Source organism: Brachymonas denitrificans (genome assembly GCF_907163135.1).
Lineage (GTDB): Bacteria > Pseudomonadota > Gammaproteobacteria > Burkholderiales > Burkholderiaceae_C > Brachymonas > Brachymonas denitrificans_A.
This window is the reverse complement of record NZ_CAJQUA010000001.1, coordinates 388,503-409,078: the sequence shown is the minus strand read 5'-3', so window position 1 is coordinate 409,078 and position 20,576 is coordinate 388,503. Positions and strand designations below refer to the sequence as shown.

Here is a 20,576-nt window from a genome sequence, read left to right as displayed (position 1 = left end):
CTGATGCCGGATGCGCTTAGCGGCGGCCACCCAGGAAGGTCGCGCCCATCTTGAGCAGGTCGCCCAGTCCGACCTGACCGTCACCGTCCTGGTCCAGCACGGCGTTCATCAGGGTGCCGCCAAGGCCGCCCTGCTGCTGCACCTGGGCACGCTCCTGGCCCAGCATGCCGCCCAGGCTGCCGGAGTTCATGCCGCCAGCCATCACCTTCTTGGCCAGGAAGGCCATGACGATGGGCGCCAGGATCTTGAGCAACTGGGCCGACTTGTCGGAGCCGATACCGGTCGCCTGGCCCAGGCCTGCTTCGGCACGCGGCTGCGCGCCGCCGAAGATGTGGCCGAGAATGCCGCCACCGTCCATCTGGCGGGCCGGCGCCATGGCGGCACCGCCGCCCAGCAGCGAGCCCAGCAGGCCGCCCAGATCCACGCCACCCGCGGCAGGCACGTGGTCGCGCTGCAGCGCGCCGAACAGGTCATCCGCACCCTGCGGGGTCTGGGCGTTCCGGCCCAGTGCGCCCACGATCATGGGGATGGCGGCTGTGATGGCGTTCTGCGTCTGGGAATTGTCGGTGCCCAGCTGGCCGGCGATCTGGCCCAGCAGCGGCCCCTGCAGCTGGCCCAGTAGCTCGTCGACGATGGAGTTGTTCATGGTTGGCATCCTTCCTGAAATAAGGGATCACGTTTTCTGATCATACGATGCCGCCTGCTTCAAATTTTGCGCTCGGGCCCGAGACAAAGCCGAAATAGGTGAAAACCTTCACGCTACGCGAAGCGTTCGATCGCGCTCTCCAGGCGGCCCCTGATCAGGAGCCTGCGCCCCGGCAGGAATCAGGACCCCTCACACCACCACGGGCTCCGGCTCGAGACGGATGCCGAAGCGCTCGTACACGCTGGTCTGGATGGCACGCGCCAGCGTCATCACTTCGCCGCCGGTGGCGCGCACGCCGGTTTCGCCGAAGCGGTTCACCAGCACCAGCGCCTGCTTCTCGTACACGCCGGCATTGCCCATGCTCTTGCCGCGCCAGCCACAGGCGTCGATCAGCCAGCCGGCCGCCAGCTTGATGGTGCCGTCGGGCATCTCATAGTGCACGATATTGGGCTCGCGGTTGATGATGTCGCGGCACTGCTCGGCGCTGACTACCGGGTTCTTGAAGAAGCTGCCCGCGTTGCCGATCACGGCCGGGTCGGGCAGCTTGGCGCTGCGGATCGCCACCACCATGTCGAACACCTGCTGCGCCGTCGGCTGCGTGATCTGCAGTTCGGCCATCTTGCGCTGGATGTCGAGATAGCCGGTTTCGGCACGCCACTGTTTGGGCAGTGCAAAGCGCACCTGGGTGATGACAGCCTTGCCAGCCAGGCCATGGTCGCCCGGTTTGGCGGGCGCGTGCTTGAACACGGAATCGCGGTAGCCGAAACCGCATTGCGCCGCCGTCAGCGTGAAGCTGCGGCCGGTGTCGATGTCCACCGCATCCAGGCTGTGGAAACGGTCCTGCAGTTCGACACCGTAGGCGCCGATGTTCTGCACCGGCGACGAGCCCACTACGCCCGGAATCAGCGCCAGGTTTTCCAGGCCGGGATAGCCCTGCTGCAGCGTCCATTCGACAAAACCGTGCCAGTTCTCGCCGGCGCCGGCCTGCACGATCCAGTGCTTGTCATCTTCATCCACCAGGGCCTTGCCCATGATCTCGATCTTGAGCACCAGCTGGCGCACGTCGCCCGTCAGCACCAGATTGCTGCCGCCGCCCAGCGCCAGCCAGCCTTTGGACAGCAGTTCCGGCTGCTCGCTCAGTGCCTGCAGGTCGGCCGCCGAGCGCACGTGCAGCAGGTCGTGCGCACGCGCGGCGATGCCGAAGGTGTTGAAGGTATCCAGGGAAGCGTTGCGTTCGATGCGGAGAATAGTCATGGGGGATAATTGTCCCACCATTCCCAAGACACACACTACGAGCCAGGAGCCCTCATGCCCTCTTTTGATACCGTCTGCGAACCCAATCTGGTCGAAGTCAAAAACGCCGTCGAAAACACCTCCAAGGAAATCGGCACCCGCTTCGACTTCAAGGGCACCAGTGCCGCCATCGAGATCAAGGACAAGGAAATCACGCTGTTCGGCGATGCCGATTTCCAGTTGCAGCAGGTGGAAGACATCCTGCGCAACAAGATGACCAAGCGCAACGTCGACGTTCGCTTCCTCGAAGTCGGCAAGGTCGAGAAGATCGGTGGCGACAAGGTCAAGCAGGTCGTGAAGGTGCGCAACGGCATCGAGAGCGAGCTGGCCAAGAAGATCCAGAAAATCATCAAGGACAGCAAGATGAAGGTGCAGGCCTCCATCCAGGGCGACTCGGTGCGCGTGACCGGCGCCAAGCGCGACGACCTGCAGGCCGCCATGGCGCTGATCAAGAAGGACGTGACCGACGTCCCCCTGAGCTTCAACAACTTCCGCGATTAAGCCGCGGCAGTTACCACCACTTCGATGCGCCAGGCCGGGTCGGCCAGCGCCGCCTGCACGGTGGCGCGGGGCGGGCTGTTGGCGCTGTCCACCCACTCGTCCCACACGCTGTTCATCACGCCGATGTCGGCGATGTCTGCCAGGAAGATCTGGCACATGAGGATGCGCGACTTGCTGCTGCCGGCTTCGTGCAGCAGGCGGTCAATGGTGGCCAGCACCTGGCGCGTCTGGCCGGCCGTGTCGGCGCTGGCGTCGTCGGGCACCTGCCCGGCCAGATAGACCACGCCGTTGCAGATGGCCGCGTCGCTGTAGCGCGGCTCGACGTTCAGGCGGCAGATGGAATGACCCATGTGCTTTTTCTCTCCGATTTTTCAACCGCGACAGAAAGCTGCGCGGAAGGTTTGCTGACGAACAAGTCTGGCAACGCCCTATTTCTTGCTGCCAATACGGCCTTCTTCGCCGGCCAGCAGGCGGCGGATGTTCTCGCGGTGACGCCACAGCAGCAGCATGCTCATGAGGACCACCGCCATCAGCACCGGGCCCTCCACCTTCCACCAGCCGTTGATGCCCAGCATGTAGACCAGCGGCGCCGCCATGGCCGCCACCAGCGCCGCCAGGGACGAGTAACGGAACACGAAGGCCACCACCAGCCAGATCGCCAGCACCAGCAGGCCCAGCAAGGGACCGAAGCCGATCAGCACGCCGGCGGCAGTGGCCACGCCCTTGCCGCCCTTGAACCGGAAGAACACCGGATACAGGTGCCCCAGGAAAGCCGCCAGGCCCACCAGCGCCACATCGGTCGCGCCCAAGCCCCACTGGCCACCCCAGTGCTGCACCACGAACACCGGCAGCCAGCCCTTGAAGGCATCCAGCAGCAGCGTGAGGATGGCGGCTTTCTTGCTGCCGCTGCGCAGCACGTTGGTGGCGCCGGGATTGCCGCTGCCGTAGCTGCGCGGGTCGCTCAGGCCCATGGCCTTGCTGACGATGACGGCGAAACTGAGCGAGCCGATCAGGTAGGCCAGCACGAGGGCGATCAGGGAAGAGGTTTGCATGAATGAAGGAAGTTCGTTGCGAGGTCAGGCGCTATTCTGCCAGTGCACAGTCCACCGGCTGCGCCTGCAGCAGCTGGATGCACACCTGCGGATCGATACCGAGCAGATAGCCGCGGCGTCCGCCATTGAGGGCGATGCGCGGCAGCTCCAGGATGCTGCGCTCGATATAGACCGGCATGGCGCGCCGCGTGCCGAACGGTGAAGTGCCGCCAACCAGGTAACCGCTGTGGCGCTGCGCCACTTCCACCGCGCAAGGCTCGATATGCTTGCGTCCGGTCTGACGCGCCAGCTGCTTGGTGGAGACGCTGCGGTTGCCGTGCATCAGCACGACGAGCGGCTGCCGGTCCTGGTCCTGCATCACCAGCGTCTTGACCACGCTGAACGGATCCAGCCCCAGCACCTCGGCGCTGTGGCGCGCGCCGCCATGCGGCTCCCACTCGTAGGTATATTCCTCGAACGCGATCCCGTTCTTGCGCAGCAACTGCGTTGCGGGCGTTTCGCTCACATGCGGTTTTTTTGCCATAGGCACCATTATCAGGGCTCGGCACGTCTGCATTCGCGTCTTGCCAGCCTTGCTGTCAAGGGGAAGCAGCACATCGGCGCATGGGAAAACAACAGTCCGCTCCCCGTAGCCAGTGCGACTTGCAACCATTCGCAAGCATGGGCGCCGCAGCCTGCCAAATGCCTGCAGCTTTTCCCTAAGCGTTTGAAAACAATGGAGATTCCAATCCTTGTCACGCCTTCGTGCTGACAAACTCCTGACAGTTGCGTTTACGGGTTTTCGTGATGTTTTTCCCGTTTCACCCATGAATTCACAAGCATCATCCGGAAGACTTTCAAAGTCGGATACAAACAATTACCAGCCGGATCAGCACCGTCCTACAAATTTGCCATGACGCGCTGCCTAGAATGTAACCGTTGCGAGCAAAAAACCGCTGCAAGCAATCATTTTCAAAGGAGATAGAACATGAAGAAGGCTTTCACTTCCCTGACTATTGCTGCTTCCGCTGCCGCCCTGCTGGCAGGTTGTGCCGCTGATGGCACCATGACCACCACCGGTCGCAACACCGCCATCGGCGCTGCCGTGGGTGCTGGTCTGGGTACCGTGGTGGGTAACCAGGTTGGCGACCGCGACAACCGCACCCGCGCCACCGGCGCTGCCGTTGGTGCCGCCCTGGGCGCTGCTGGTGGCTACCTGTGGTCCCAGCGCATGGAACAGCAGAAGCAGGCCATGCAGCAAGTGACCGCCGGCACCCCGGTTCAGGTCTCCCAGACTGCCGACAACCGCCTGAAGATCAACATCCCGTCTGACGCCGGCTTTGCCACCAACTCTGCCGTGCTGAACGCCAACATGTACCCGATCCTGCAGCGCCTGGCCCAGACGCTGAACCAGAACCCGGCTGCCACCGTGTCCATCGTGGGCCACACCGACAGCACCGGTACTGATGCCATCAACAACCCGCTGTCCCAGCGTCGCGCTGATGCCGCCAAGGCCTATCTGGTGAGCCAGGGCGTGGCAGGCAGCCGTATCGCCACTTCCGGCGCCGGCTCCACCCAGCCGATCGCCAGCAACGCCACCGTCGATGGCCGCGCACAGAACCGTCGCGTGGAAATCTTCGTGGCCGAGCCGGCCCGCTGATTCACGCGTCTGACCTCGCGTTGAATGCAAAGCCACCTTCGGGTGGCTTTTCTGCGTCCATAGCAGGCATACTTTGGGAATCTGATCTGTTTCATTTGTCAATTTTGCTGTACCCCATGGCTTCCGATACCACACTTCCCCCCTACCAGCCCCGCCGCGAAGCGCAATCGCATCGCCTGCCCATCCGCGACCTGCAGCACCATGTGCTGGAATGGGGCCAGCCGCGTGAAGGCCAGCCGCTGCTGGTGCTGTGCCATGGCTGGATGGATGTGGCGGCGTCGTACCAGTTCCTGGTCGATGCCCTGCAGCAGGATCGCCATGTCATCGCGCCGGACTGGCGCGGTTTTGGCAGCACCTCCGCCAGCCAGGCCGACCACTTCATCTTTGCCGACTACCTGCTGGACCTGGACTATCTGCTCGATCATTTCGCGGGCGACGCCCCGGTGGATCTGGTAGGGCACAGCATGGGCGGCAACGTCGTCACACAGTATGCCGGCGTGCGTCCGCAGCGCGTGCGCCGCCTGGTGAACCTGGAAGGTTTCGGCCTGCCGGCCACCCAGCCGGAAGATGCGCCCCAGCGCCTGGTGCAGTGGATGGACAACGTGCGCGCCCTGCGCGCCGGCACCCTGAAGCTGCGCCACTATCCGGATCTGCCGGCCGTGGCCCGGCGCCTGCAGCAGACCAACGCCCGCCTGCCGCTGGACAAGGCCCTGTGGCTGGCACGCCGCTGGGCCGAACAGGATGCCGACGGAAACTGGCATATCCAGGCGCATGCCGGCCACAAGATTCCCAACCACCAGCTCTACAACGCCGACGAGGCCATGGCCTGCCTCGCCTGCATCACCGCGCCCACGCTCTGCGTCGAGGCGCGCGAGGACAGCATCGGGCAGTTCTGGGGCGAACGCTACACGCAGGAGGAATACCGTGCCCGCATGGCGCGCATTCCCGATGTGCGCCACGCCATCGTGGACGATGCCGGCCACATGCTGCACCACGACCAGCCCGAAGTGCTGGCCCGCCTGATCGAGGATTTCCTGGGCGCCGAACAGCCCGCCTGACCGACATGATCCCTACCTTTCTCTGGCACGACTACGAAACCTTCGGCATCAACCCGCGCAGCGACCGCCCGGCGCAGTTTGCCGCCATCCGCACCGATGCCGACCTGAACGAAATCGGCGAGCCGATCAACATCCTGTGCCAGCCGGCGCCAGACTATCTGCCCAGCCCCGGCTCCTGCCTGATCACAGGTATTACGCCGCAGCAATGCCTGCAGCAGGGACTACCCGAGTGGCAGTTTGCGCGCACCATCCACGAGGCGATGGCGCAGCCGGGCACCATCGGCGTGGGCTACAACACCATCCGCTTCGACGACGAGTTCACCCGCTTCCTGTTCTGGCGCAACCTGATCGACCCCTATGGCCGCGAATGGCAGAACGAATGCGGGCGCTGGGACCTGCTGGACGTGGTGCGCATGACCTATGCGCTGCGCCCGCAGGGCATCGAATGGCCGGTAATCGATGGCAAGCCGAGCTTCAAGCTCGAGCATTTGAGCGCCGCCAACGGCCTGGTGCACGAGGCAGCGCACGACGCCCTGTCCGATGTGCGCGCCACCATCGCGCTGGCGCGTCTGCTGCGCGAGAAGCAGCCGCGCCTGTTCGAGTTTGCCCTGGGCCTGCGCCGCAAGGACCGCGTCGCCAGCGAACTCGGCCTGCCCGCCACGCAGCAGACGGCACAGCCCTTTCTGCATGTCTCCGGCATGGTGCCCGCCGAGCGCGGCTGTCTGGCGCTGATGTGGCCACTGGCCAGCCACCCGACCAACCGCAACGAGCTGCTGGCGTGGGACCTGCGCCACGACCCGTCCGAACTCGCCCTGCTGGATGCCGAAGCCATCCGCCAGCGCCTGTTCACGCGCAGCGATGCACTGCCCGCGGGCGTGCAGCGCCTGCCGATCAAGAGCATCCACCTGAACAAGTCGCCCATGGTGGTGCGCAACCTGCGCACGCTGAGTCCGGAGATGGCGGCACGCTGGCAGTTCGAGCTGGAGCCGCAATTGCAGCATGCGGTATTGGCGCGCGACCTGCCCGACATGAGCGCCATCTGGGCGCAGGTGTTCACGCGGCCGGCAGCGGGCACTGCAGTCGACGTCGATGGCGATCTGTATGGCGGTTTCCTGGGCAATGGCGATCGTCGCAAGCTGGACGAACTGCGCCAGCTCTCACCTGCGCAACTGGCGACCAGCCGCAGCAGCTTCGAGGACGAACGGCTGCCGGAACTGCTGTTCCGCTACCGTGCGCGCAACTTTCCGGACACCCTCACGCCGGAAGAAGCCGGGCAGTGGCAGGAGCACTGCACCGCACGCCTGCTCGACGGCGAAGGCGGCGCCCGCAGCGTCGACGCCTTGCTGGCCGAACTGGACGAACTGCAGCAGCAGGATCTGGCGCCGGAAAGCATGCAGGTGCTGGAGCAGCTGTACGAATATGCAGAGATGGTGGTGCCGCAGGATTGAACGGGATCGCCGGCAGCCCGTGTCTGCGAATACATGCACGACAAGCCGTAACGGCGCATAAATCCTGATCAGGAATTTACTTGTCTCTGCCGAAAAGCACCAACTGGAAAAAGCGCAACAGTTCGGCATCCAGCGCGGCCTTGATACCGGCGAAATCGGCCGCCCGCGGTTCGGCCGGACGTTCTGCCTCGGCCCGGTGCATGGCTTCCGCACGGCGGCGCGCATCGGCATCGTCGGAGTGTACGGCGTGGTCCGCCAGCACGCGCACATAGCCCGGCCCCACCTCCGCCAGACCGCCGATCACGTACACCGATTGCCCCTCGCCATGGCGCTGGTCGCGGTAGACCAGCGGGCCGGAGCGCAACAGCAGCAGCATCGGATCGTGGCCCGGCAGCACGCCCAGGCTGCCAGCCTCTCCGGGCAGCGTCACTTCCTGCACGTCGCCGTCGAACAGCAAGGCGTTGACGGTGCTGACCTGCAAGTGCAGCTTCTGCGGCAGCGCCTCGCGCCCGCCGGGATGGAAGCTGCCGATATTGGCACGCTCCGCCCGTGCACCGGAAGCCGGCAAACCGGATACGCCCTTGGGGGCTGCCTGGGGGGTGATCATCCTATCGTCCATCGATTGCCGCCGCTCCTGCCACGATTTCGATCAGTTCGCGCGTGATCGCTTCCTGCCGTGCCTTGTGGTACTGCAGGGTCAGTTCCTCCACGCGACGGTCCGCGTTCTCGGTGGCAGACTTCATCGCCGTCATGCGGGCGGCCTGCTCGCATGCGGCGTTTTCCGCCACCGCCTGGTAAATGATGGTTTCAACATAACGCCGCAGCAAGGCATCCACCGCCTCCGGCTCGCCAGGCTCGTACACATAATCCACCGGGGCGTAGGAAGCATGCCCGATGGCCGGCTGCAGGTATTCGGGCACGCCCACCAACTGGTCGTCCAGCGGCAGGAAGCGCGACACCACAGGTTCGTAGTTGAGCGTGTTGACAAAACGGTTGGTGGCCACGTACAACTCGTCGATCTCGCCTTTCAGGAACTGCATGATCGGCACCGACATGGTACCCAGCAGTTCCTCGGAATGCTGGAACTCGCAGCCGCAGGGCACGTGCGCCACCACCTTGAAGCCGGCACGGCTCAGGGTGGAGAAGCCGCGCAGCCCCACCACAGTCAGCGACACATCGCGCCGCGCCTGTTCCCAGGACGACAGCTGCGCCACCACCTGCTGCAGCAGGCGGGTGTTGAGCGGGCCGCACAGCCCCTTGTCGGTAGTGACCACGATCACGCCGATGCGGTGCGCCGGCACGCGCCGGGCCATCAGCGCCGGCTGGTAATCCTGATCCACGCGCACCAGGCGCGCCATCATGCCGCGCAGAATGCGGCCATAGGGCCTGATTGCCTCGGCCCGCTTGCGCGCCTGCGCCAGCTTGGCAAAGGAGATTTGCTGCATGGCACTGGTGATCTTGCGCGTCTTGCTGATATTGGCAATCTGCGCACGGATATCGCGGGTATTGGTCAACTGCATTGCTTCTATTCTGCACCCATTGCCCGGCGTTGTGCCTGATCTGGCAGTCGCGTACCGGCGGCGCCACCTCATTATATTAATTCATTAAATGTAATGTTGTCACCGCTCATTGCCGCAGTAGAACACTGCGGCACCTGCAGGGCCTTTTCCCAATCGGGCATAAAAAATTGCTGGTGTCAAGCTCCGTGTGCAAATCGCCCACGGCTTGAAACTCTATACAGGACGCTAGGTTATCTCTGTTTTGGGCCGCTTGAAGTGACTGCGGCGTTGTGGGCTAGGTGCCACATAAGACCGACGAGAAAGAAAGCCGGGGCGCGTTGCATCGGGTGCGTTCCCCAACAGCAGGCCGACTTGTCTATCCATATTAGCCCAACTGCACGACTACCAGAACGACAAAACGCAGCCTGTGGCTGCGCTTTGTCGTTGGAGTGATGTCAAGATCGTCAAGGCTGTTTTTGCACGGCAACTTTGGCTGTTGTTCCTTTCCTGAATCCCCGATCCCCGGCCATGAACACCTCCAGCATGTGCGGGATCAACTTCTCGGCATCTACAACCTTGCCATACGCCTGCGCGTGCAGCGCGGCGTATCGGTCGAGGTCGGCCTTCAAGCTGGCCGGACAAGCAAAGGTCAGCTTGACGCTCTCGGTCTTGGGCAGCGGCCCCAGCCGCAGTTTCTTGGTCGTACTCATCGCATCGCTCCACTGTTGAAGAACAGCGGCTGGTACGGCCGCAGCACCAAATCGCGGTTGACGATGATGCGAACCGGCAGACGCAGGCCGGTCAAAGGCCGTTATGGCGGTAATTCAGGCTGAAAAGGCCGCCCAGCACGGGTTAACTGAGTGCTACGGGTGGTGCGAACAAACAGGCTCGCTCCCAGTTCCTCCTCCAGCTCTTTGATAGCGCGGGACAGAGGTGACTGATCAATGTGCAACCGTTCTACCTCACGGGCGAAGTGGAGTTCTTCAGCAACGGCTAAGAAGTAACGGAGGTGACGTAATTCCATAGTTCTGAGCCCTCATGAAACTTCACTTTATGAAATAGGCGAAAAACGCATCAGTGTGCGCTCGCGTGCCCTGGCGTGATCGACGACAGGCTGCGGGTAGTCCACCCCCAGCCGCAGACCGCAGGCCGCGAGTTCGACCGGCTTCATGGCGGCGGGAAAGTGGATGTGCGCATCCGGCACTCGGGCCAGTTCGGGCAGGTAGCGGCGGATGAACTGCCCGTCCGGATCGAAGCGTTCGGACTGCGTGATGGGGTTGAAGATGCGGAAGTAGGGCTGCGCGTCGCAACCGGTAGACGCGGCCCACTGCCAGCCGCCGTTGTTGGCGGCCAGGTCGTAGTCGTTCAGGTGCTGGGCAAAAAAGCGCTCGCCGCGGCGCCAGTCAATGCCCAGATCCTTGGTCAGAAAGCTCGCCACCACCATGCGCAGGCGGTTGTGCATGTAGCCGGTGTGTAGCAATTGGCGCATGGCGGCATCGACCAGCGGGTAGCCGGTGCGTGCCTCGCACCAGGCCTGCCACAGTTCAGGGGCCTCGTCCCACTGCACGCGGTCGTATTCGGGCTTGAAGGACTGCGTGACCACCTGCGGGTGATGCCACAGGATCATGAAATAAAAGTCGCGCCAGGCCAGCTCGGACAGCCAGGTCTGCGCGCCCGCGCTGCCTTCGCATGCCTGCTGCGCCGCCAGCGCCGCCAGCTGACGGATGGACACGGTGCCGAAGCGCAGGTGCACCGACAGGTAGGACACGCCCTTGCGCCCGGGGTAGTCGCGCGCCTCGTGATACGCCGCCATGCGTGGCGCAAAGTCGTGCAGCAGCTGCTGCGCACCGCGCATCCCGGTGGGTAGAGGCAGCGCGTGCAGGTTGGTGGGGACAAAGCCCAGGTCTGCCAGCGTGGGCAGGCGCTCGCCGGCAGGTGGCGGCGCCAGATGTCGTGCGTAGCGCGCCACCGGGTAGGGTTTGAGCTGGAAGGCATCCAGCCGCTGCAGCCAGGCGCGCTTGTAGGGGGTAAACACGCTGTAGGGCCGGCCCTGTTGGGTCAGCACCTCGTCACGCTCCAGCAGCACCTGGTCTTTGTAGTCGCTAAAAGCGATGCCCAACTCGCCCAAGGCCTGGGCCACGCGCTGGTCACGTTCCAGGGCCTGGGGCTCGTAGTCGCGGTTGGCCAGCACCTCCTGCACGCCCAGCGCCTGCGCCAGTTGCACGATGCACGTCAGCGACGGGCCGTGGCGCACGATGAGCCCGCCGCCGGGCGCGCCGCTGCGTGCGGCCAGCTGCTGCAGGCCGTCGTGCAGCTCCAGCACGCTGGCGTGGATGAACTCCACGCGCCGGTCGCAGCGCGTGGGCAGCGCATCCAGGATGTCGGTGTCGAACACGAAGGCGCAGTACACGCGCTCATGGCGGCGCAGCGCGTGGTAGAGCGCGGCGTGGTCGTGGCAACGCAGGTCGCGGCGCAGCCACACCAAGGCGCTGGGGGCCGTAGCCGCCACGCCGTTGCTGCCCGCAGGTATTTTTTTTATCGTCATGGTCCGTTCACGAGGACATCAACACCGGCCCGCCCTTTTGCAGCGCACGCTGGTAGGCAGGCCGTGCCTGCAGGCGCTGGCGGTAGGCGGCCAGATGCGGCCAAGCCGCTTCGTTGCCGCCCCGGGCCAGGGCTGCCTCCACGGCAAAGCTCATCTGAAAGTCCGCCATGGTGAGGTGCTCGCCCGCAAACCAGGGGTGCTGCGCCAGGTGCGCCTCCATGAAGGCCAGCGCGGTCTGCACGTTCGGCGTGATGAGCTTTTGCTGCACCTTGGCACACAGGGCGCGGGCCACGGGCCGCACCAAGAACGGCATGGGCTGGCGCGGAATGGAGTCGAACACCAGCTTCATCACCAGCCAGTTCATCAGCGAGCCCTCGGCGTAGTGCATCCAAAAGCGGCACTGGCGATGCTCTGCTGTGCCGCGCGCGGGCTCCAGGTGGGCAAGCTCTGCCGGCGCCTGGGCGCCAAAGCGCTCGGCCAAGTATTCGATGATGGCGCCGGACTCGGCCACCACGGTGTCGCCATCGGTCACCACGGGCGATTTGCCCAGGGGGTGGATACGCTTGAGTTCGACAGGCGCCAACCGGCTTGCCGGGTCGCGCCGGTAGAGGCGGATGTCATAGGGCACGCCCAGCTCCTCCAGCAGCCAGAGGATGCGCTGGGAGCGCGACATTTCAAGATGGTGAACGGTGATCATGGTGCGGCCTTGTGGGTGGCGGAAGCTGCCTTGCGCAGCCAGCGCATCAGAGTGCCGAGCAGTGGCAGTTTTTCGTACAGCTCTTCGGCGGCATCCCAATAGTCGCGGTGCAGCGTTACGCGTCCCTGGGTGTCAAAGCGCACCAGGGTGGCGCCGCGGATGCATTGCGCCACCTGAGGCCGCCAGCGCCGCATGCGAAAGTGAAATTCCCAGGCCAGAAACGCCTGCTTGCCCTGCACGAGGTGCTGCGTGACGACGAAACGCGGCTGCTCCAGCGTGTCAAACATGTGCGCAAACACCTGCGCAATGGCGGGTACGCCGCGCACGTAGTTGAAGGGGTCTTTGAACTGCGCGTCGGGCGCGTAGTAGTCGCCCAGCCGCGCCAGGTGCGCGGGGCTAAGCTGCTCGTACAGCGCAATCAGTCTTTGCACGGCGGCGGGGGTGTCGGGGCACGAAGCGGCGGGAGAGGTTTGCATGGGTCAAAGGCCGGTGAAGCGGTGCACCAGCGGGAAATACCAGCGGTACGGCAGGCAGCGCATCAGGCGGAGCACGCCCGTGAAGCGCTTGGGGAAATGCGATTCAAACACCCCCCGCTCCCAGCCGCGCACGATGGCCAGCGCCGCCTGTTCGGGTGTGATGAGGGACGGCATGGTGAACTGGTTTTGTGCCGTGAGCGGCGTATCGACAAAGCCGGGGTTGACCAGGCTCACGCCCACGCCCTTGGGGCGCAGGTCGAGAAACAGGTTTTCCGCCAGGTTGATCAGCGCCGCCTTGGTGGGCCCATAGGCCAGGCTTTGCGGCAGGCCGCGCCAGCCGGCCACGCTGGCCACCAGGCTCAGGTGCGGCGCGCGCCCGGCGCTGGCGGCCTGCAAGAGCGCGGGCACCACGGCCGCCAGCACATGCAGCGCGCCAGCGACGTTCACGCGCTGGTGCTGCAGCAGCTCGGGCAAGTCCAGCGCGTCGGCCGCCATGGGGCGGTAGTAGCCGGCGCAATAAAGAACCAGATCCAGCGGCCCGCCCTGCAGCAGCTGCTGCGCAGCGCTGGCCGTGGCCTGGGCGTCGGTCACGTCCAGCGCCAGCGCCTGGCTGCCGGGGTGCTCGCGCACGAAGGCGTCCAGCAGGCCCTGCTGACGCGCCGACACGCACACCTGCGCCCCGCGTGCGTGCAGCAGCGCGGCCACGGCACGCCCAATGCCGGTGGACGCGCCCACCAGCCATACGCGCTTGCCGTGCCAGTCGGTGATGCGGGGGTTCAGAGGCATGGGCTCATTCCTTGGTGAAGGACAGCAGCACTTCGCCCAGCGTGATGCCGAACTTGCTCATGGTGGCGCGGTTGAGCATCACGCGCTCATCGACCAGGAACATCCAGTCGTCGAACTGCACCTCGTACTCCTTGCCGTCCACCGGCAGGCGCAGGGTGTAGTTCCAGCGGAAGGCGTTGCCGGACTCCTGCCCCGCGGCCTCGCCCACCACGTCGTCGGCGCGCCCGGTGTAGCGCCCGCCCTCGTGCTTGGTCAGGCGCCAGACGCGGCGGGAGGTGCTGCCGTCGGAATAGCTGAAGGCTTCGTCCAGCACGCCCTGGTTGCCCTCCCAATGGCAGTCCATGACCACGGTGAAGCGGCGTACCACCTCGCCGCCGCGCTTCTGGAAAATGCCGTGGGCACGGATGCGGCCATTGAAATAGCGATCGAGCTGCAGCGCGGGGCGCTGCTGGGCGTAGTCGCTGACCTGCGGCCCGGCGCAGCCCGCGAGGACGGCCGAGCCCGCAAGCATGGTCAACAAAACATGGCGGCGTGTGTTCATGGTGTCACTCCTGGGGGTGGTCTGGAGAATCGATCAGCAGCAAGTGCAGCAACGACGCGGCCACCAGCTTGAGCGCGCAGGGCAGCAGCGCGTAGACCCAAGCCAGGTGCTGCAGCGCATAAAAATCCTGGCTGCCGGGCGTGTAGCCCAGCCATTGCAAGAGCGGCAGCGTGGCGCCTGCGGCCAGCGCCAGGTTGAGCTTGGTGGCCAGGTTCCACCAGCCCAAGTAGGCGCCGTCGTGCACGCCCTGGGCACCGTGGCGCTCGATCAGCAGGGCCAGCAGCGCGCCGGGCACGGCCAGGTCGGCCCCCAGCGCCATGCCGGACAGCACGCAGATCACGCCAAAGGCAAGCACCTGGCCGCCTTCCAGGCCCGCAGCCCAGCCAAAGCAGACCACAGCCAGCAACATGCCGGCCAGCCACGCGCGCTCCAGCCCGAAGCGGCGCACCACGCGCAGCCAAGCCGGCATGGACAGCGCGCCACTGACGAAATACAGCACAAGAAACAGCGCGATCTGCGGCTGCGTGGCCAGCAGCCGGTCCTGGGCGAAGAACAGCATCAGCGCGGCCGGTATGGCGCTGGCGATGCCGTTGCACAAAAACACGGTCAACAGGCGGCGGAATGGTGATTCGGCCAGTGGCTGCCACAGCGCAGGACTGGGTTGATGCCCCCTATCGCGTAGCGCAACCGCCACCGGCGGGCGCGGCGCGCGCCACAGCACCAGCCAGCCGGCCAGCAGTGCCAACGCAAACACGGCCAACATACTGCCCGCGCCCCAGGCCACCGACAGCGCGCTGGCCGTGACCACGCCCAGCAGCCCCGCCCCCTCGCGCCAGGCCACGATGCGGCTGCGCTGCAAGGCGTCGCCCCCCAGGCGCACGCCCCAGGCCTGGTGCGCGATGACCAGCAGGCTGTGCGCCAGGCAGGTGAACAGCAGCCCCGCCACCATCCACACCGCCAGCGCCGCTTTACCCTGCACGCGGGGGAAGAACAGGCCCGCCAGGCCCAGCGCCAGCAGCAGCGCCGCAGCCCCGGCCACCCACAGCACGGCCTGCGAGGTGCGGCGGTACAGCCGATCACTCAGGCGGCCCAGCAGCGGCTCAGCCCCAGCATCCATCAGCCGCACCAGCATCAGCAGCGCGCCCACGGTGGCCAGCGGCAGGCCCAGGTCGCTGGCGTAGTAATGCGGCAGCACCACGTACAACGGCAGCGCGGCAAAGGCCAGTGGCAGGCCCAGCAGCCCGTAGGCCAGGCCGGCGCGCCAGGGCAGCACCTGCGCGGCAGTCCACGGAAGATGGGCGCGGGTCATGGCCCGCCTTCTGATCTGCGCGCCAGCAAGGCGCTGCGCAGGCCGGGCTCGGAGGTGCGCGGCGACAGCCAGATGGCGAAAAAGCGGCGCGCCAGCTCGGCATCGTCCGTGACGCCCAGCAACTGCTCGCCGCGCCAAAAACGCATGCCCCGGCCGGGTTGGTACAGGCCGGTCAGCCGGTCGCCAGACTGCACATCGGGCAGCAAGGCGGTCAAGACTTTCAGCCAGCGTTGCGCCTGCGCGGGCGGCAACTCACCCTGGCGCTCGATCTCGTCGATGGAGCGCTGCGCGATGGCCGCGCCCTTGAAGGCGCGGTGGTAACTCAGCTCCAGCGCCAGCGGGTAGTCACCAAAGTCGGCCGCCTTGAATTGCGGGCCCACCCACAGGCGGGCGTCGTAAATGCGCAGCCCCAGAAAGCGCATCTGCCCCTGGCCCAGCAGGGCTGCGGCGGGCAGCGCCTGCTGCACAAAGCTGGGCGGGGCGGCTGCGCCATCGGCCGCAGCGGTGGCGCTGGCGACCGCGGCCCCCAAGGCCACCGCCAGCACGCCCACGCGGGCCATTCGGTTTAGCGATGAAATGAGGCTGTAAGGCATATGCAGAAAGCGCGAGCAGCTATGGTTTTTAATCTTTCACCAAGGTGTACTGCACCACGTCGATGTTGCGGCTGTCGAAGGCCGCCTCGCAGTACGCCAGGTAAAACTCCCAGGTGCGCAGGAAGGCCGCATCAAAGCCCTGGGCCAGCACCTGGGCGCGCCGCTCGGTGAACTGGCGGTGCCAGCGGCGCAGGGTTTCGGCGTAGTCGGGGCCGAAGGCGAATTCCTCGATCACGCGCAGGCCGGCCTGCTGCGCGGCGGCGCGAAAGCGCGCCGGGCTGGGCAGGCAGCCGCCAGGGAAGACGTACTGCTGGATGAAGTCCGTGCCCTGCACGTAGCGGTCGAACAGCGCGTCGTCGATGACGATGCTTTGCACACAGGCCCGCCCGCCGGGCTTGAGCAGCCGCGCCAGCGCGCCAAAGTAGCTGGGCCAGTAGGCCTGGCCCACGGCTTCCACCATCTCGATGGAGCAAATGGCGTCGAATGGCCCGTCCTGTATGTCGCGGTAGTCCTGCAGGCGCAGATCGGCCTGCGGCGCCAGGCCCGCGGCCTGCAGGCGCACCTGGGCAAACGCCAGCTGCTCGGTGGACAGCGTCACGCCCGTCACATGGGCCTGACACTCGCCCGCCGCCATCTCGGCCAGTGCGCCCCAGCCGCAGCCAATTTCCAGCACGCGGCTGCCGGGCTGCACGCCGGCGCTGTGCAGGGCGCGGCGCACTTTGGCGTGCTGCGCAGCGGTCAGGTCGCCCGTCAAGTCACCCTGGAACCAGGCCGACGAGTAATTCATGCTCGGGTCCAGCCACAGCTGGTAGAAGGCGTTGCCCAAGTCGTAATGGGCGTGGATGTTGCGGCGGCTGCCCGCGCGGCTGTTGCGGTTGAGCAGGTGGCGCAGCCGGTAGGCCAGGCGCCCCCACCAGGCGCCGTAGACCAGGGATTCCAGCGCATCACGGTTGGCCATCAGCAGGCGCAGCAGGTCGGCCAGGTGGGGCGTGCTCCATTCCTGGGCGATATAGCCCTCGGCCAGGCCGATGTCGCCCGAGCGCAGCACTGCGCCAAACACGCGCCAGTGGTGCAGGTGCAGGCTGGCGTGCGGGTAGCCGCCCTGGCCCGCGCCCTGGCCCACTTGCAGCGTGCTGCCGTCGGGTAGCTCCAGGTGCAGCGTGCCGTGCTGCAAGCGCTGCAGCAGGCGCAGTCCGCTGCGCGCGCTGGCGGGCGCACTGGCGGGCAGGGGCAGCGAGAACGGGTTTGTCGTCGTGGTGGTGTTCATGGTCAGTGCTCGGATGAGGATGAACGGGAAACGGGCAGCACCGGCGCGGCGGGCTTGGCGTGGAATGGCACGTGTTTGAGCCACAGCAGCAAGGCGTTCCAGAGAATGCGGGCCATCACGCCCAGCGTCAGCAGGGGGTAGCGCCACAACGCGCGGCGGCGACTGGCGGCGGTAAGGGGTTCGAGCCGCCCGGCCATGCCGGTGAGCAGCACCGGGCCTTCGGCGTCGTGGTAATCGATACGCACCCGCGCTGAGCCCAGGCCTTCGGGCCCGCTGCGGCGGAACTCGAAGCGGTAGCCGCCCTCCACCGCGCAAAACGGCGACACATGAAAGGCCTTGCGCGCCTGCAGCTCCTGGCCGTAGCGCGGCTGATCGAGCAGATAGGCGTGGCGCTCGCCAAAGGTGTTGTTCACCTCGGCCACGATGGCGCGCAGGCTGCCGTCGCTGCGGTGGCAGTACCAAAAACTTACCGGCTTGAAGCTGTAGCCCAGCACGCGCGGGTAGCACTGCAGCCAGATCTCGCCCTGCGCGTCGGTAATGCCCTCGGCATGCAGCAGCGCCTCCAGCCAGGCCAGTGCGCCGCCGTGGCTCGCGTCGCTGCCGTCGCCGTGATCCGCATCGCGAAAGGCCAGCACCCCGGCGCGGTTCAGGGCCAGCACCCCCGCCGCCTGCGGCTGCGCGCGCAGCGTGCGCATGGGCAACATGAGGAAGAAGGTAGGCACGCTGAAGCGGTGCTGGCGCGGGCGCAGCCGCGTGTGCCACACATGGCCGAAGCCGATGTGCGGCACAGGGCCGGGTGCGGCAGCGGGGGTCATGCGGCCTTCCTGCGCTGCATCTGCGCCAGCAGCGCATCGGCGGCGCGCCAGCCCGACTGCAGGCCGTCTTCATGAAAACCGTAACCCGTCCAGGCACCGGCAAACCAGGTGTGCTGCGCGCCCTGCAGCTGCGGCACGCGCTTTTGTGCGGCCATGGCCCCCAGGTCGAACACCGGGTGGTCGTAGTCGAACTCACCCAGCACCTGTGCCGGGGCAATGTCGTGCAAGGGGTTCAGCGACACCAGCACCGGCTGGGCAAAGGGCAGCGGCTGCAGGCGGTTGAGCCAATAGTGCAGGCAGACGCGGGCCGATTCCTGTGCGCCGCTGGCCGCGCGCTCGTAGTTCCACGCGGCCCAGGCGGCACGGCGCTGGGGCATCACGCGGGTGTCGGTGTGCAGCACGGCGCGGTTGGGCTGGTAGCGGATGGCGCCCAGCACCTGTTGTTCAACAGCGCTGGGCTGGGCCAGCAGGCGCAAGGCCTGGTCGCTGTGCACGGCCAGCACCACGGCGTCGAAATGCTCGCTGCCGGCGCTGGTCTGGATGAGCACGCCGGCGGCGTTGCGCTGGATGCGTTCTACTGGCGTTGCCAGCCGCGCGTCCAGCCCTTGCACGATGGCATGGACGTACTGGCGCGCGCCGCCCGCCACCGTGTACCACTGGGGCCGGTTCCGCACCTGGATCAGGCCATGGTTGTGGCAAAAGCGCACCATGGTGGCCACGGGAAAGCGCAGCATCTGGTCCGTCGGGCAGCTCCAAATGCAGCCCAGCATGGGCAAAAAGTACCAATCACGAAACGCAGCGCCAAAGCCGTGCTGGTCAAGAAACTCGCCCAAAGGCTGGGCCACCGCCCGGTCTTCACCGCGCTCGGCCAGGGCGGTGCACAGGCGGTTAAAGCGCAGCAGCTCGGCCAACATGGCCAGAAAGCGCGGTCGCAGCAGGTTGCGCCGCTGGGCAAATACCGTCGCCAAGCTGGAGCCGCTCCACTCCAGCGCCCCTGCCCCCAGCGCGCCAGCACCCGGCACCTGTACCGAGAACGACATGTCCGACGCCGCCGTGGGTACGCCCAGTTCTTCCAGCAAGCCAATCAAACCGGGATAGGTGCGCTCGTTGAGCACCAGAAAACCCGTGTCCACGCCGTGCGTGACGCGCTGGCCCTGGGCATCGGGCAGCGTGACATCCACCGTGTGGGTGTGGCCGCCAAAATAGCTGCCCGCCTCGAACAGCACCACCTGCGCGTGCCGCCGCAGGCGGTGCGCGGCCGCCAAACCCGAGATGCCTGATCCGATCACTGCGACTTTCATGGGCCTGATTCCAATCTGCGGTACTGTGGAGTGCAGCCCTGGCTGCTGCACATAATGCGTATTGTACTAGACAAAATTATTTTTGTCTTAGACAATTAACGCAACCCATCCTCCTTTGTCCATGAGCACCCCAACTCCCGCACCGTCTTTTACTGCACCCCCCACCGGCGATGCAGGCCTGCCGATTGCCGCCGTGGAGCGCGAAACAGGCCTGGGCAAAGACACCTTACGCGTGTGGGAAAAGCGCTATGGATTCCCTGCGCCCACGCGGGATTCGGCGGGTGACAGGCTGTACAGCGCAGCCCAGGTGCAGCGGCTCAAGCAAATCCGCCGGCTGCTCGATGGCGGCCTGCGGCCAGGCAAGGTGGTGGGCCTGGATGACGCCCAGTTGGGGCAATTGCTGGAAAGCCAGGAACCGGCCACCACAGCCTTTTTGTCCAAGACACACAAACAAGACTCTCTCCACTCGCACCTGCTGGAGGAACTGCTCCACGCCATCGGCACGCACGATCCGCGCGCGCTGCGGCACGGCCTGAGCCACGCCCAGCTGCGCATGGGCCTGGGGGCTTTTGTCACCGATCTGGTCGCGCCTTTGACGACTGCGGTGGGCGACGCCTGGGCGCAGGGCCGCTTCGAGATTTACGAGGAGCACCTGTACACCGAGGTCATCACCGGCGTGCTGCGCCATGCCATTTCCACGCTGGCGCCGCAGCCCGTGCCGCTGGGCCCCAAGGTGCTGCTGACCACGCTGCCGCAAGAGCAGCACAGCCTGGGCCTGCTGATGGTGGAAGCCCTGTTGGCGCTGGAGGGCTGCACCTGCGTGTCGCTGGGCACGCAAACGCCGCTGACCGACATTGCGCAGGCCGCGCGGGCCCACCGCGCCGACGTGGTGGCCCTGAGCTTCAGCAACGTGCACAAACCCGCCCTGGTGCAGGCCAGCCTGCGCGAGCTGCGCGCGCAACTGCCCCCCGCCACCGCGCTGTGGGTGGGTGGCGCCTGCACCGCGCTGTACCAGCGGCCGCTGGCAGGCGTTAGCGCCGTGGCGCAGCTGCCTGCCCTGCAACCGCTGGTGGCGCAGTGGCGCCGCGGCCAATGAACCACTGGAGGACT

23 protein-coding genes and 1 pseudogene are annotated in these 20,576 nt (G+C 66.1%); 5 read left to right on the top strand and 19 right to left on the bottom strand.

The genetic code is table 11. The annotated features are described in order from the left end of the window. Positions 1-16: 16 nt before the first annotated feature. Entirely contained in the window at positions 17-646 is a 630-nt protein-coding gene (locus tag KKQ75_RS01885; protein ID WP_213359647.1) for a DUF937 domain-containing protein, read from the bottom strand. A gap of 189 nt (positions 647-835) precedes the next feature. Next, positions 836-1,900 (bottom strand): UDP-N-acetylmuramate dehydrogenase, encoded by a 1,065-nt coding sequence (gene murB, locus KKQ75_RS01880; RefSeq protein ID WP_213359645.1) that lies wholly within the window; start codon positions 1,898-1,900, stop codon positions 836-838. Positions 1,901-1,954: 54 nt separating this feature from the next. On the opposite strand from murB, the gene KKQ75_RS01875 reads away from it, so the two are divergent. Next, on the top strand, positions 1,955-2,440 hold the full coding sequence (locus KKQ75_RS01875) for a YajQ family cyclic di-GMP-binding protein (protein ID WP_213359640.1): 486 nt from the start codon (positions 1,955-1,957) through the stop codon (positions 2,438-2,440). Here the strand turns inward: KKQ75_RS01875 and KKQ75_RS01870 are convergent. The 3 genes from KKQ75_RS01870 to ybaK all read right to left on the bottom strand — a co-directional run bounded on the left by KKQ75_RS01870 (position 2,437) and on the right by ybaK (position 4,015). Further along, positions 2,437-2,790: a RidA family protein gene (locus tag KKQ75_RS01870; RefSeq protein WP_213359637.1), complete on the bottom strand. Its 354-nt coding sequence runs from the start codon at positions 2,788-2,790 to the stop codon at positions 2,437-2,439. The two genes, KKQ75_RS01875 and KKQ75_RS01870, sit on opposite strands and share 4 nt — an antisense overlap. Before the next feature lie 78 nt (positions 2,791-2,868). Further along, a complete protein-coding gene (gene plsY / locus KKQ75_RS01865; protein WP_213359635.1) occupies positions 2,869-3,492 on the bottom strand; it encodes a glycerol-3-phosphate 1-O-acyltransferase PlsY in 624 nt (207 codons plus the stop codon). Positions 3,493-3,523: 31 nt separating this feature from the next. Further along, complete coding sequence (gene ybaK, locus KKQ75_RS01860; RefSeq protein ID WP_213359632.1) at positions 3,524-4,015, bottom strand: Cys-tRNA(Pro) deacylase; 492 nt, start codon at positions 4,013-4,015, stop codon at positions 3,524-3,526. Between the two features lie 444 nt (positions 4,016-4,459). Here ybaK and KKQ75_RS01855 point away from each other — a divergent pair, with 444 nt between their 5' ends. From KKQ75_RS01855 to sbcB, 3 genes are all read left to right on the top strand, one after another. Then, positions 4,460-5,131, top strand: a complete 672-nt coding sequence (locus tag KKQ75_RS01855) for an OmpA family protein (protein WP_213359629.1) — start codon at positions 4,460-4,462, stop codon at positions 5,129-5,131. Positions 5,132-5,247: 116 nt separating this feature from the next. Beyond that, a complete protein-coding gene (locus KKQ75_RS01850; protein ID WP_213359625.1) occupies positions 5,248-6,189 on the top strand; it encodes an alpha/beta fold hydrolase in 942 nt (313 codons plus the stop codon). A gap of 5 nt (positions 6,190-6,194) precedes the next feature. After that, positions 6,195-7,637 (top strand): exodeoxyribonuclease I, encoded by a 1,443-nt coding sequence (sbcB, locus tag KKQ75_RS01845; protein WP_213359619.1) that lies wholly within the window; start codon positions 6,195-6,197, stop codon positions 7,635-7,637. Positions 7,638-7,713: 76 nt separating this feature from the next. On the opposite strand, the gene atpC is transcribed toward sbcB, so the two are convergent. The 14 genes and pseudogenes from atpC to KKQ75_RS01775 all read right to left on the bottom strand — a co-directional run bounded on the left by atpC (position 7,714) and on the right by KKQ75_RS01775 (position 19,466). After that, positions 7,714-8,244 carry an ATP synthase F1 subunit epsilon gene (gene atpC / locus KKQ75_RS01840; protein ID WP_213359617.1) on the bottom strand — a complete coding sequence of 177 codons (531 nt, stop codon included), beginning with the start codon at positions 8,242-8,244 and terminating at the stop codon, positions 7,714-7,716. Between the two features lies 1 nt (position 8,245). Then, positions 8,246-9,157, bottom strand: coding sequence for an ATP synthase F1 subunit gamma (gene atpG, locus KKQ75_RS01835; RefSeq protein WP_213359615.1), 912 nt, complete (start codon positions 9,155-9,157; stop codon positions 8,246-8,248). 443 nt (positions 9,158-9,600) lie between these two features. Further along, on the bottom strand, positions 9,601-9,846 hold the full coding sequence (locus tag KKQ75_RS01830) for a DUF2274 domain-containing protein (protein WP_213359613.1): 246 nt from the start codon (positions 9,844-9,846) through the stop codon (positions 9,601-9,603). Between the two features lie 107 nt (positions 9,847-9,953). After that, positions 9,954-10,160: pseudogene (locus tag KKQ75_RS01825) on the bottom strand (LysR family transcriptional regulator); the annotation flags it as partial. Positions 10,161-10,187: 27 nt separating this feature from the next. Then, positions 10,188-11,681, bottom strand: coding sequence for a cryptochrome/photolyase family protein (locus KKQ75_RS01820; protein WP_213359611.1), 1,494 nt, complete (start codon positions 11,679-11,681; stop codon positions 10,188-10,190). Between the two features lie 7 nt (positions 11,682-11,688). Next, positions 11,689-12,378 (bottom strand): glutathione S-transferase family protein, encoded by a 690-nt coding sequence (locus KKQ75_RS01815; protein ID WP_213359608.1) that lies wholly within the window; start codon positions 12,376-12,378, stop codon positions 11,689-11,691. After that, on the bottom strand, positions 12,375-12,854 hold the full coding sequence (locus KKQ75_RS01810; RefSeq protein WP_213359602.1) for a nuclear transport factor 2 family protein: 480 nt from the start codon (positions 12,852-12,854) through the stop codon (positions 12,375-12,377). Before KKQ75_RS01810 ends, KKQ75_RS01815 begins: the two co-directional genes overlap by 4 nt. 3 nt (positions 12,855-12,857) lie before the next feature. After that, a complete protein-coding gene (locus KKQ75_RS01805) occupies positions 12,858-13,640 on the bottom strand; it encodes an SDR family NAD(P)-dependent oxidoreductase (RefSeq protein WP_213359600.1) in 783 nt (260 codons plus the stop codon). A 4-nt stretch (positions 13,641-13,644) separates the two neighbouring features. Beyond that, positions 13,645-14,181: a DUF3833 domain-containing protein gene (locus KKQ75_RS01800; protein ID WP_213359588.1), complete on the bottom strand. Its 537-nt coding sequence runs from the start codon at positions 14,179-14,181 to the stop codon at positions 13,645-13,647. Between the two features lie 4 nt (positions 14,182-14,185). Then, entirely contained in the window at positions 14,186-15,490 is a 1,305-nt protein-coding gene (locus tag KKQ75_RS01795) for an MFS transporter (RefSeq protein WP_213359586.1), read from the bottom strand. Continuing rightward, positions 15,487-16,050, bottom strand: a complete 564-nt coding sequence (locus KKQ75_RS01790; protein ID WP_250130966.1) for a chalcone isomerase family protein — start codon at positions 16,048-16,050, stop codon at positions 15,487-15,489. The genes KKQ75_RS01795 and KKQ75_RS01790 overlap by 4 nt, the downstream gene beginning before the upstream one ends. Before the next feature lie 61 nt (positions 16,051-16,111). Next, positions 16,112-17,350: an SAM-dependent methyltransferase gene (locus KKQ75_RS01785; protein ID WP_213359569.1), complete on the bottom strand. Its 1,239-nt coding sequence runs from the start codon at positions 17,348-17,350 to the stop codon at positions 16,112-16,114. A gap of 2 nt (positions 17,351-17,352) precedes the next feature. After that, on the bottom strand, positions 17,353-18,165 hold the full coding sequence (locus tag KKQ75_RS01780; RefSeq protein WP_213359565.1) for a DUF1365 domain-containing protein: 813 nt from the start codon (positions 18,163-18,165) through the stop codon (positions 17,353-17,355). Continuing rightward, positions 18,162-19,466 carry an NAD(P)/FAD-dependent oxidoreductase gene (locus KKQ75_RS01775; protein WP_213359563.1) on the bottom strand — a complete coding sequence of 435 codons (1,305 nt, stop codon included), beginning with the start codon at positions 19,464-19,466 and terminating at the stop codon, positions 18,162-18,164. The genes KKQ75_RS01780 and KKQ75_RS01775 overlap by 4 nt, the downstream gene beginning before the upstream one ends. 121 nt (positions 19,467-19,587) lie before the next feature. Between KKQ75_RS01775 and KKQ75_RS01770 the strand changes: the two genes are divergently transcribed. Then, positions 19,588-20,562, top strand: a complete 975-nt coding sequence (locus KKQ75_RS01770; RefSeq protein ID WP_213359553.1) for a MerR family transcriptional regulator — start codon at positions 19,588-19,590, stop codon at positions 20,560-20,562. Positions 20,563-20,576 lie beyond the last annotated feature (14 nt).

Excerpts from the sequence above, each read along its gene's own strand:
- KKQ75_RS01885 (WP_213359647.1), bottom strand. The coding sequence starts at position 646 with ATGAACAACTCCATCGTCGACGAGCTACTGGGCCAGCTGCAGGGGCCG.
- murB (WP_213359645.1), bottom strand. The coding sequence starts at position 1,900 with ATGACTATTCTCCGCATCGAACGCAACGCTTCCCTGGATACCTTCAAC.
- KKQ75_RS01875 (WP_213359640.1), top strand. The coding sequence starts at position 1,955 with ATGCCCTCTTTTGATACCGTCTGCGAACCCAATCTGGTCGAAGTCAAA.
- KKQ75_RS01870 (WP_213359637.1), bottom strand. The coding sequence starts at position 2,790 with ATGGGTCATTCCATCTGCCGCCTGAACGTCGAGCCGCGCTACAGCGAC.
- plsY (WP_213359635.1), bottom strand. The coding sequence starts at position 3,492 with ATGCAAACCTCTTCCCTGATCGCCCTCGTGCTGGCCTACCTGATCGGC.
- ybaK (WP_213359632.1), bottom strand. The coding sequence starts at position 4,015 with ATGGCAAAAAAACCGCATGTGAGCGAAACGCCCGCAACGCAGTTGCTG.
- KKQ75_RS01855 (WP_213359629.1), top strand. The coding sequence starts at position 4,460 with ATGAAGAAGGCTTTCACTTCCCTGACTATTGCTGCTTCCGCTGCCGCC.
- KKQ75_RS01850 (WP_213359625.1), top strand. The coding sequence starts at position 5,248 with ATGGCTTCCGATACCACACTTCCCCCCTACCAGCCCCGCCGCGAAGCG.
- sbcB (WP_213359619.1), top strand. The coding sequence starts at position 6,195 with ATGATCCCTACCTTTCTCTGGCACGACTACGAAACCTTCGGCATCAAC.
- atpC (WP_213359617.1), bottom strand. The coding sequence starts at position 8,244 with ATGATCACCCCCCAGGCAGCCCCCAAGGGCGTATCCGGTTTGCCGGCT.
- atpG (WP_213359615.1), bottom strand. The coding sequence starts at position 9,157 with ATGCAGTTGACCAATACCCGCGATATCCGTGCGCAGATTGCCAATATC.
- KKQ75_RS01830 (WP_213359613.1), bottom strand. The coding sequence starts at position 9,846 with ATGAGTACGACCAAGAAACTGCGGCTGGGGCCGCTGCCCAAGACCGAG.
- KKQ75_RS01820 (WP_213359611.1), bottom strand. The coding sequence starts at position 11,681 with ATGACGATAAAAAAAATACCTGCGGGCAGCAACGGCGTGGCGGCTACG.
- KKQ75_RS01815 (WP_213359608.1), bottom strand. The coding sequence starts at position 12,378 with ATGATCACCGTTCACCATCTTGAAATGTCGCGCTCCCAGCGCATCCTC.
- KKQ75_RS01810 (WP_213359602.1), bottom strand. The coding sequence starts at position 12,854 with ATGCAAACCTCTCCCGCCGCTTCGTGCCCCGACACCCCCGCCGCCGTG.
- KKQ75_RS01805 (WP_213359600.1), bottom strand. The coding sequence starts at position 13,640 with ATGCCTCTGAACCCCCGCATCACCGACTGGCACGGCAAGCGCGTATGG.
- KKQ75_RS01800 (WP_213359588.1), bottom strand. The coding sequence starts at position 14,181 with ATGAACACACGCCGCCATGTTTTGTTGACCATGCTTGCGGGCTCGGCC.
- KKQ75_RS01795 (WP_213359586.1), bottom strand. The coding sequence starts at position 15,490 with ATGACCCGCGCCCATCTTCCGTGGACTGCCGCGCAGGTGCTGCCCTGG.
- KKQ75_RS01790 (WP_250130966.1), bottom strand. The coding sequence starts at position 16,050 with ATGGCCCGCGTGGGCGTGCTGGCGGTGGCCTTGGGGGCCGCGGTCGCC.
- KKQ75_RS01785 (WP_213359569.1), bottom strand. The coding sequence starts at position 17,350 with ATGAACACCACCACGACGACAAACCCGTTCTCGCTGCCCCTGCCCGCC.
- KKQ75_RS01780 (WP_213359565.1), bottom strand. The coding sequence starts at position 18,165 with ATGACCCCCGCTGCCGCACCCGGCCCTGTGCCGCACATCGGCTTCGGC.
- KKQ75_RS01775 (WP_213359563.1), bottom strand. The coding sequence starts at position 19,466 with ATGAAAGTCGCAGTGATCGGATCAGGCATCTCGGGTTTGGCGGCCGCG.
- KKQ75_RS01770 (WP_213359553.1), top strand. The coding sequence starts at position 19,588 with ATGAGCACCCCAACTCCCGCACCGTCTTTTACTGCACCCCCCACCGGC.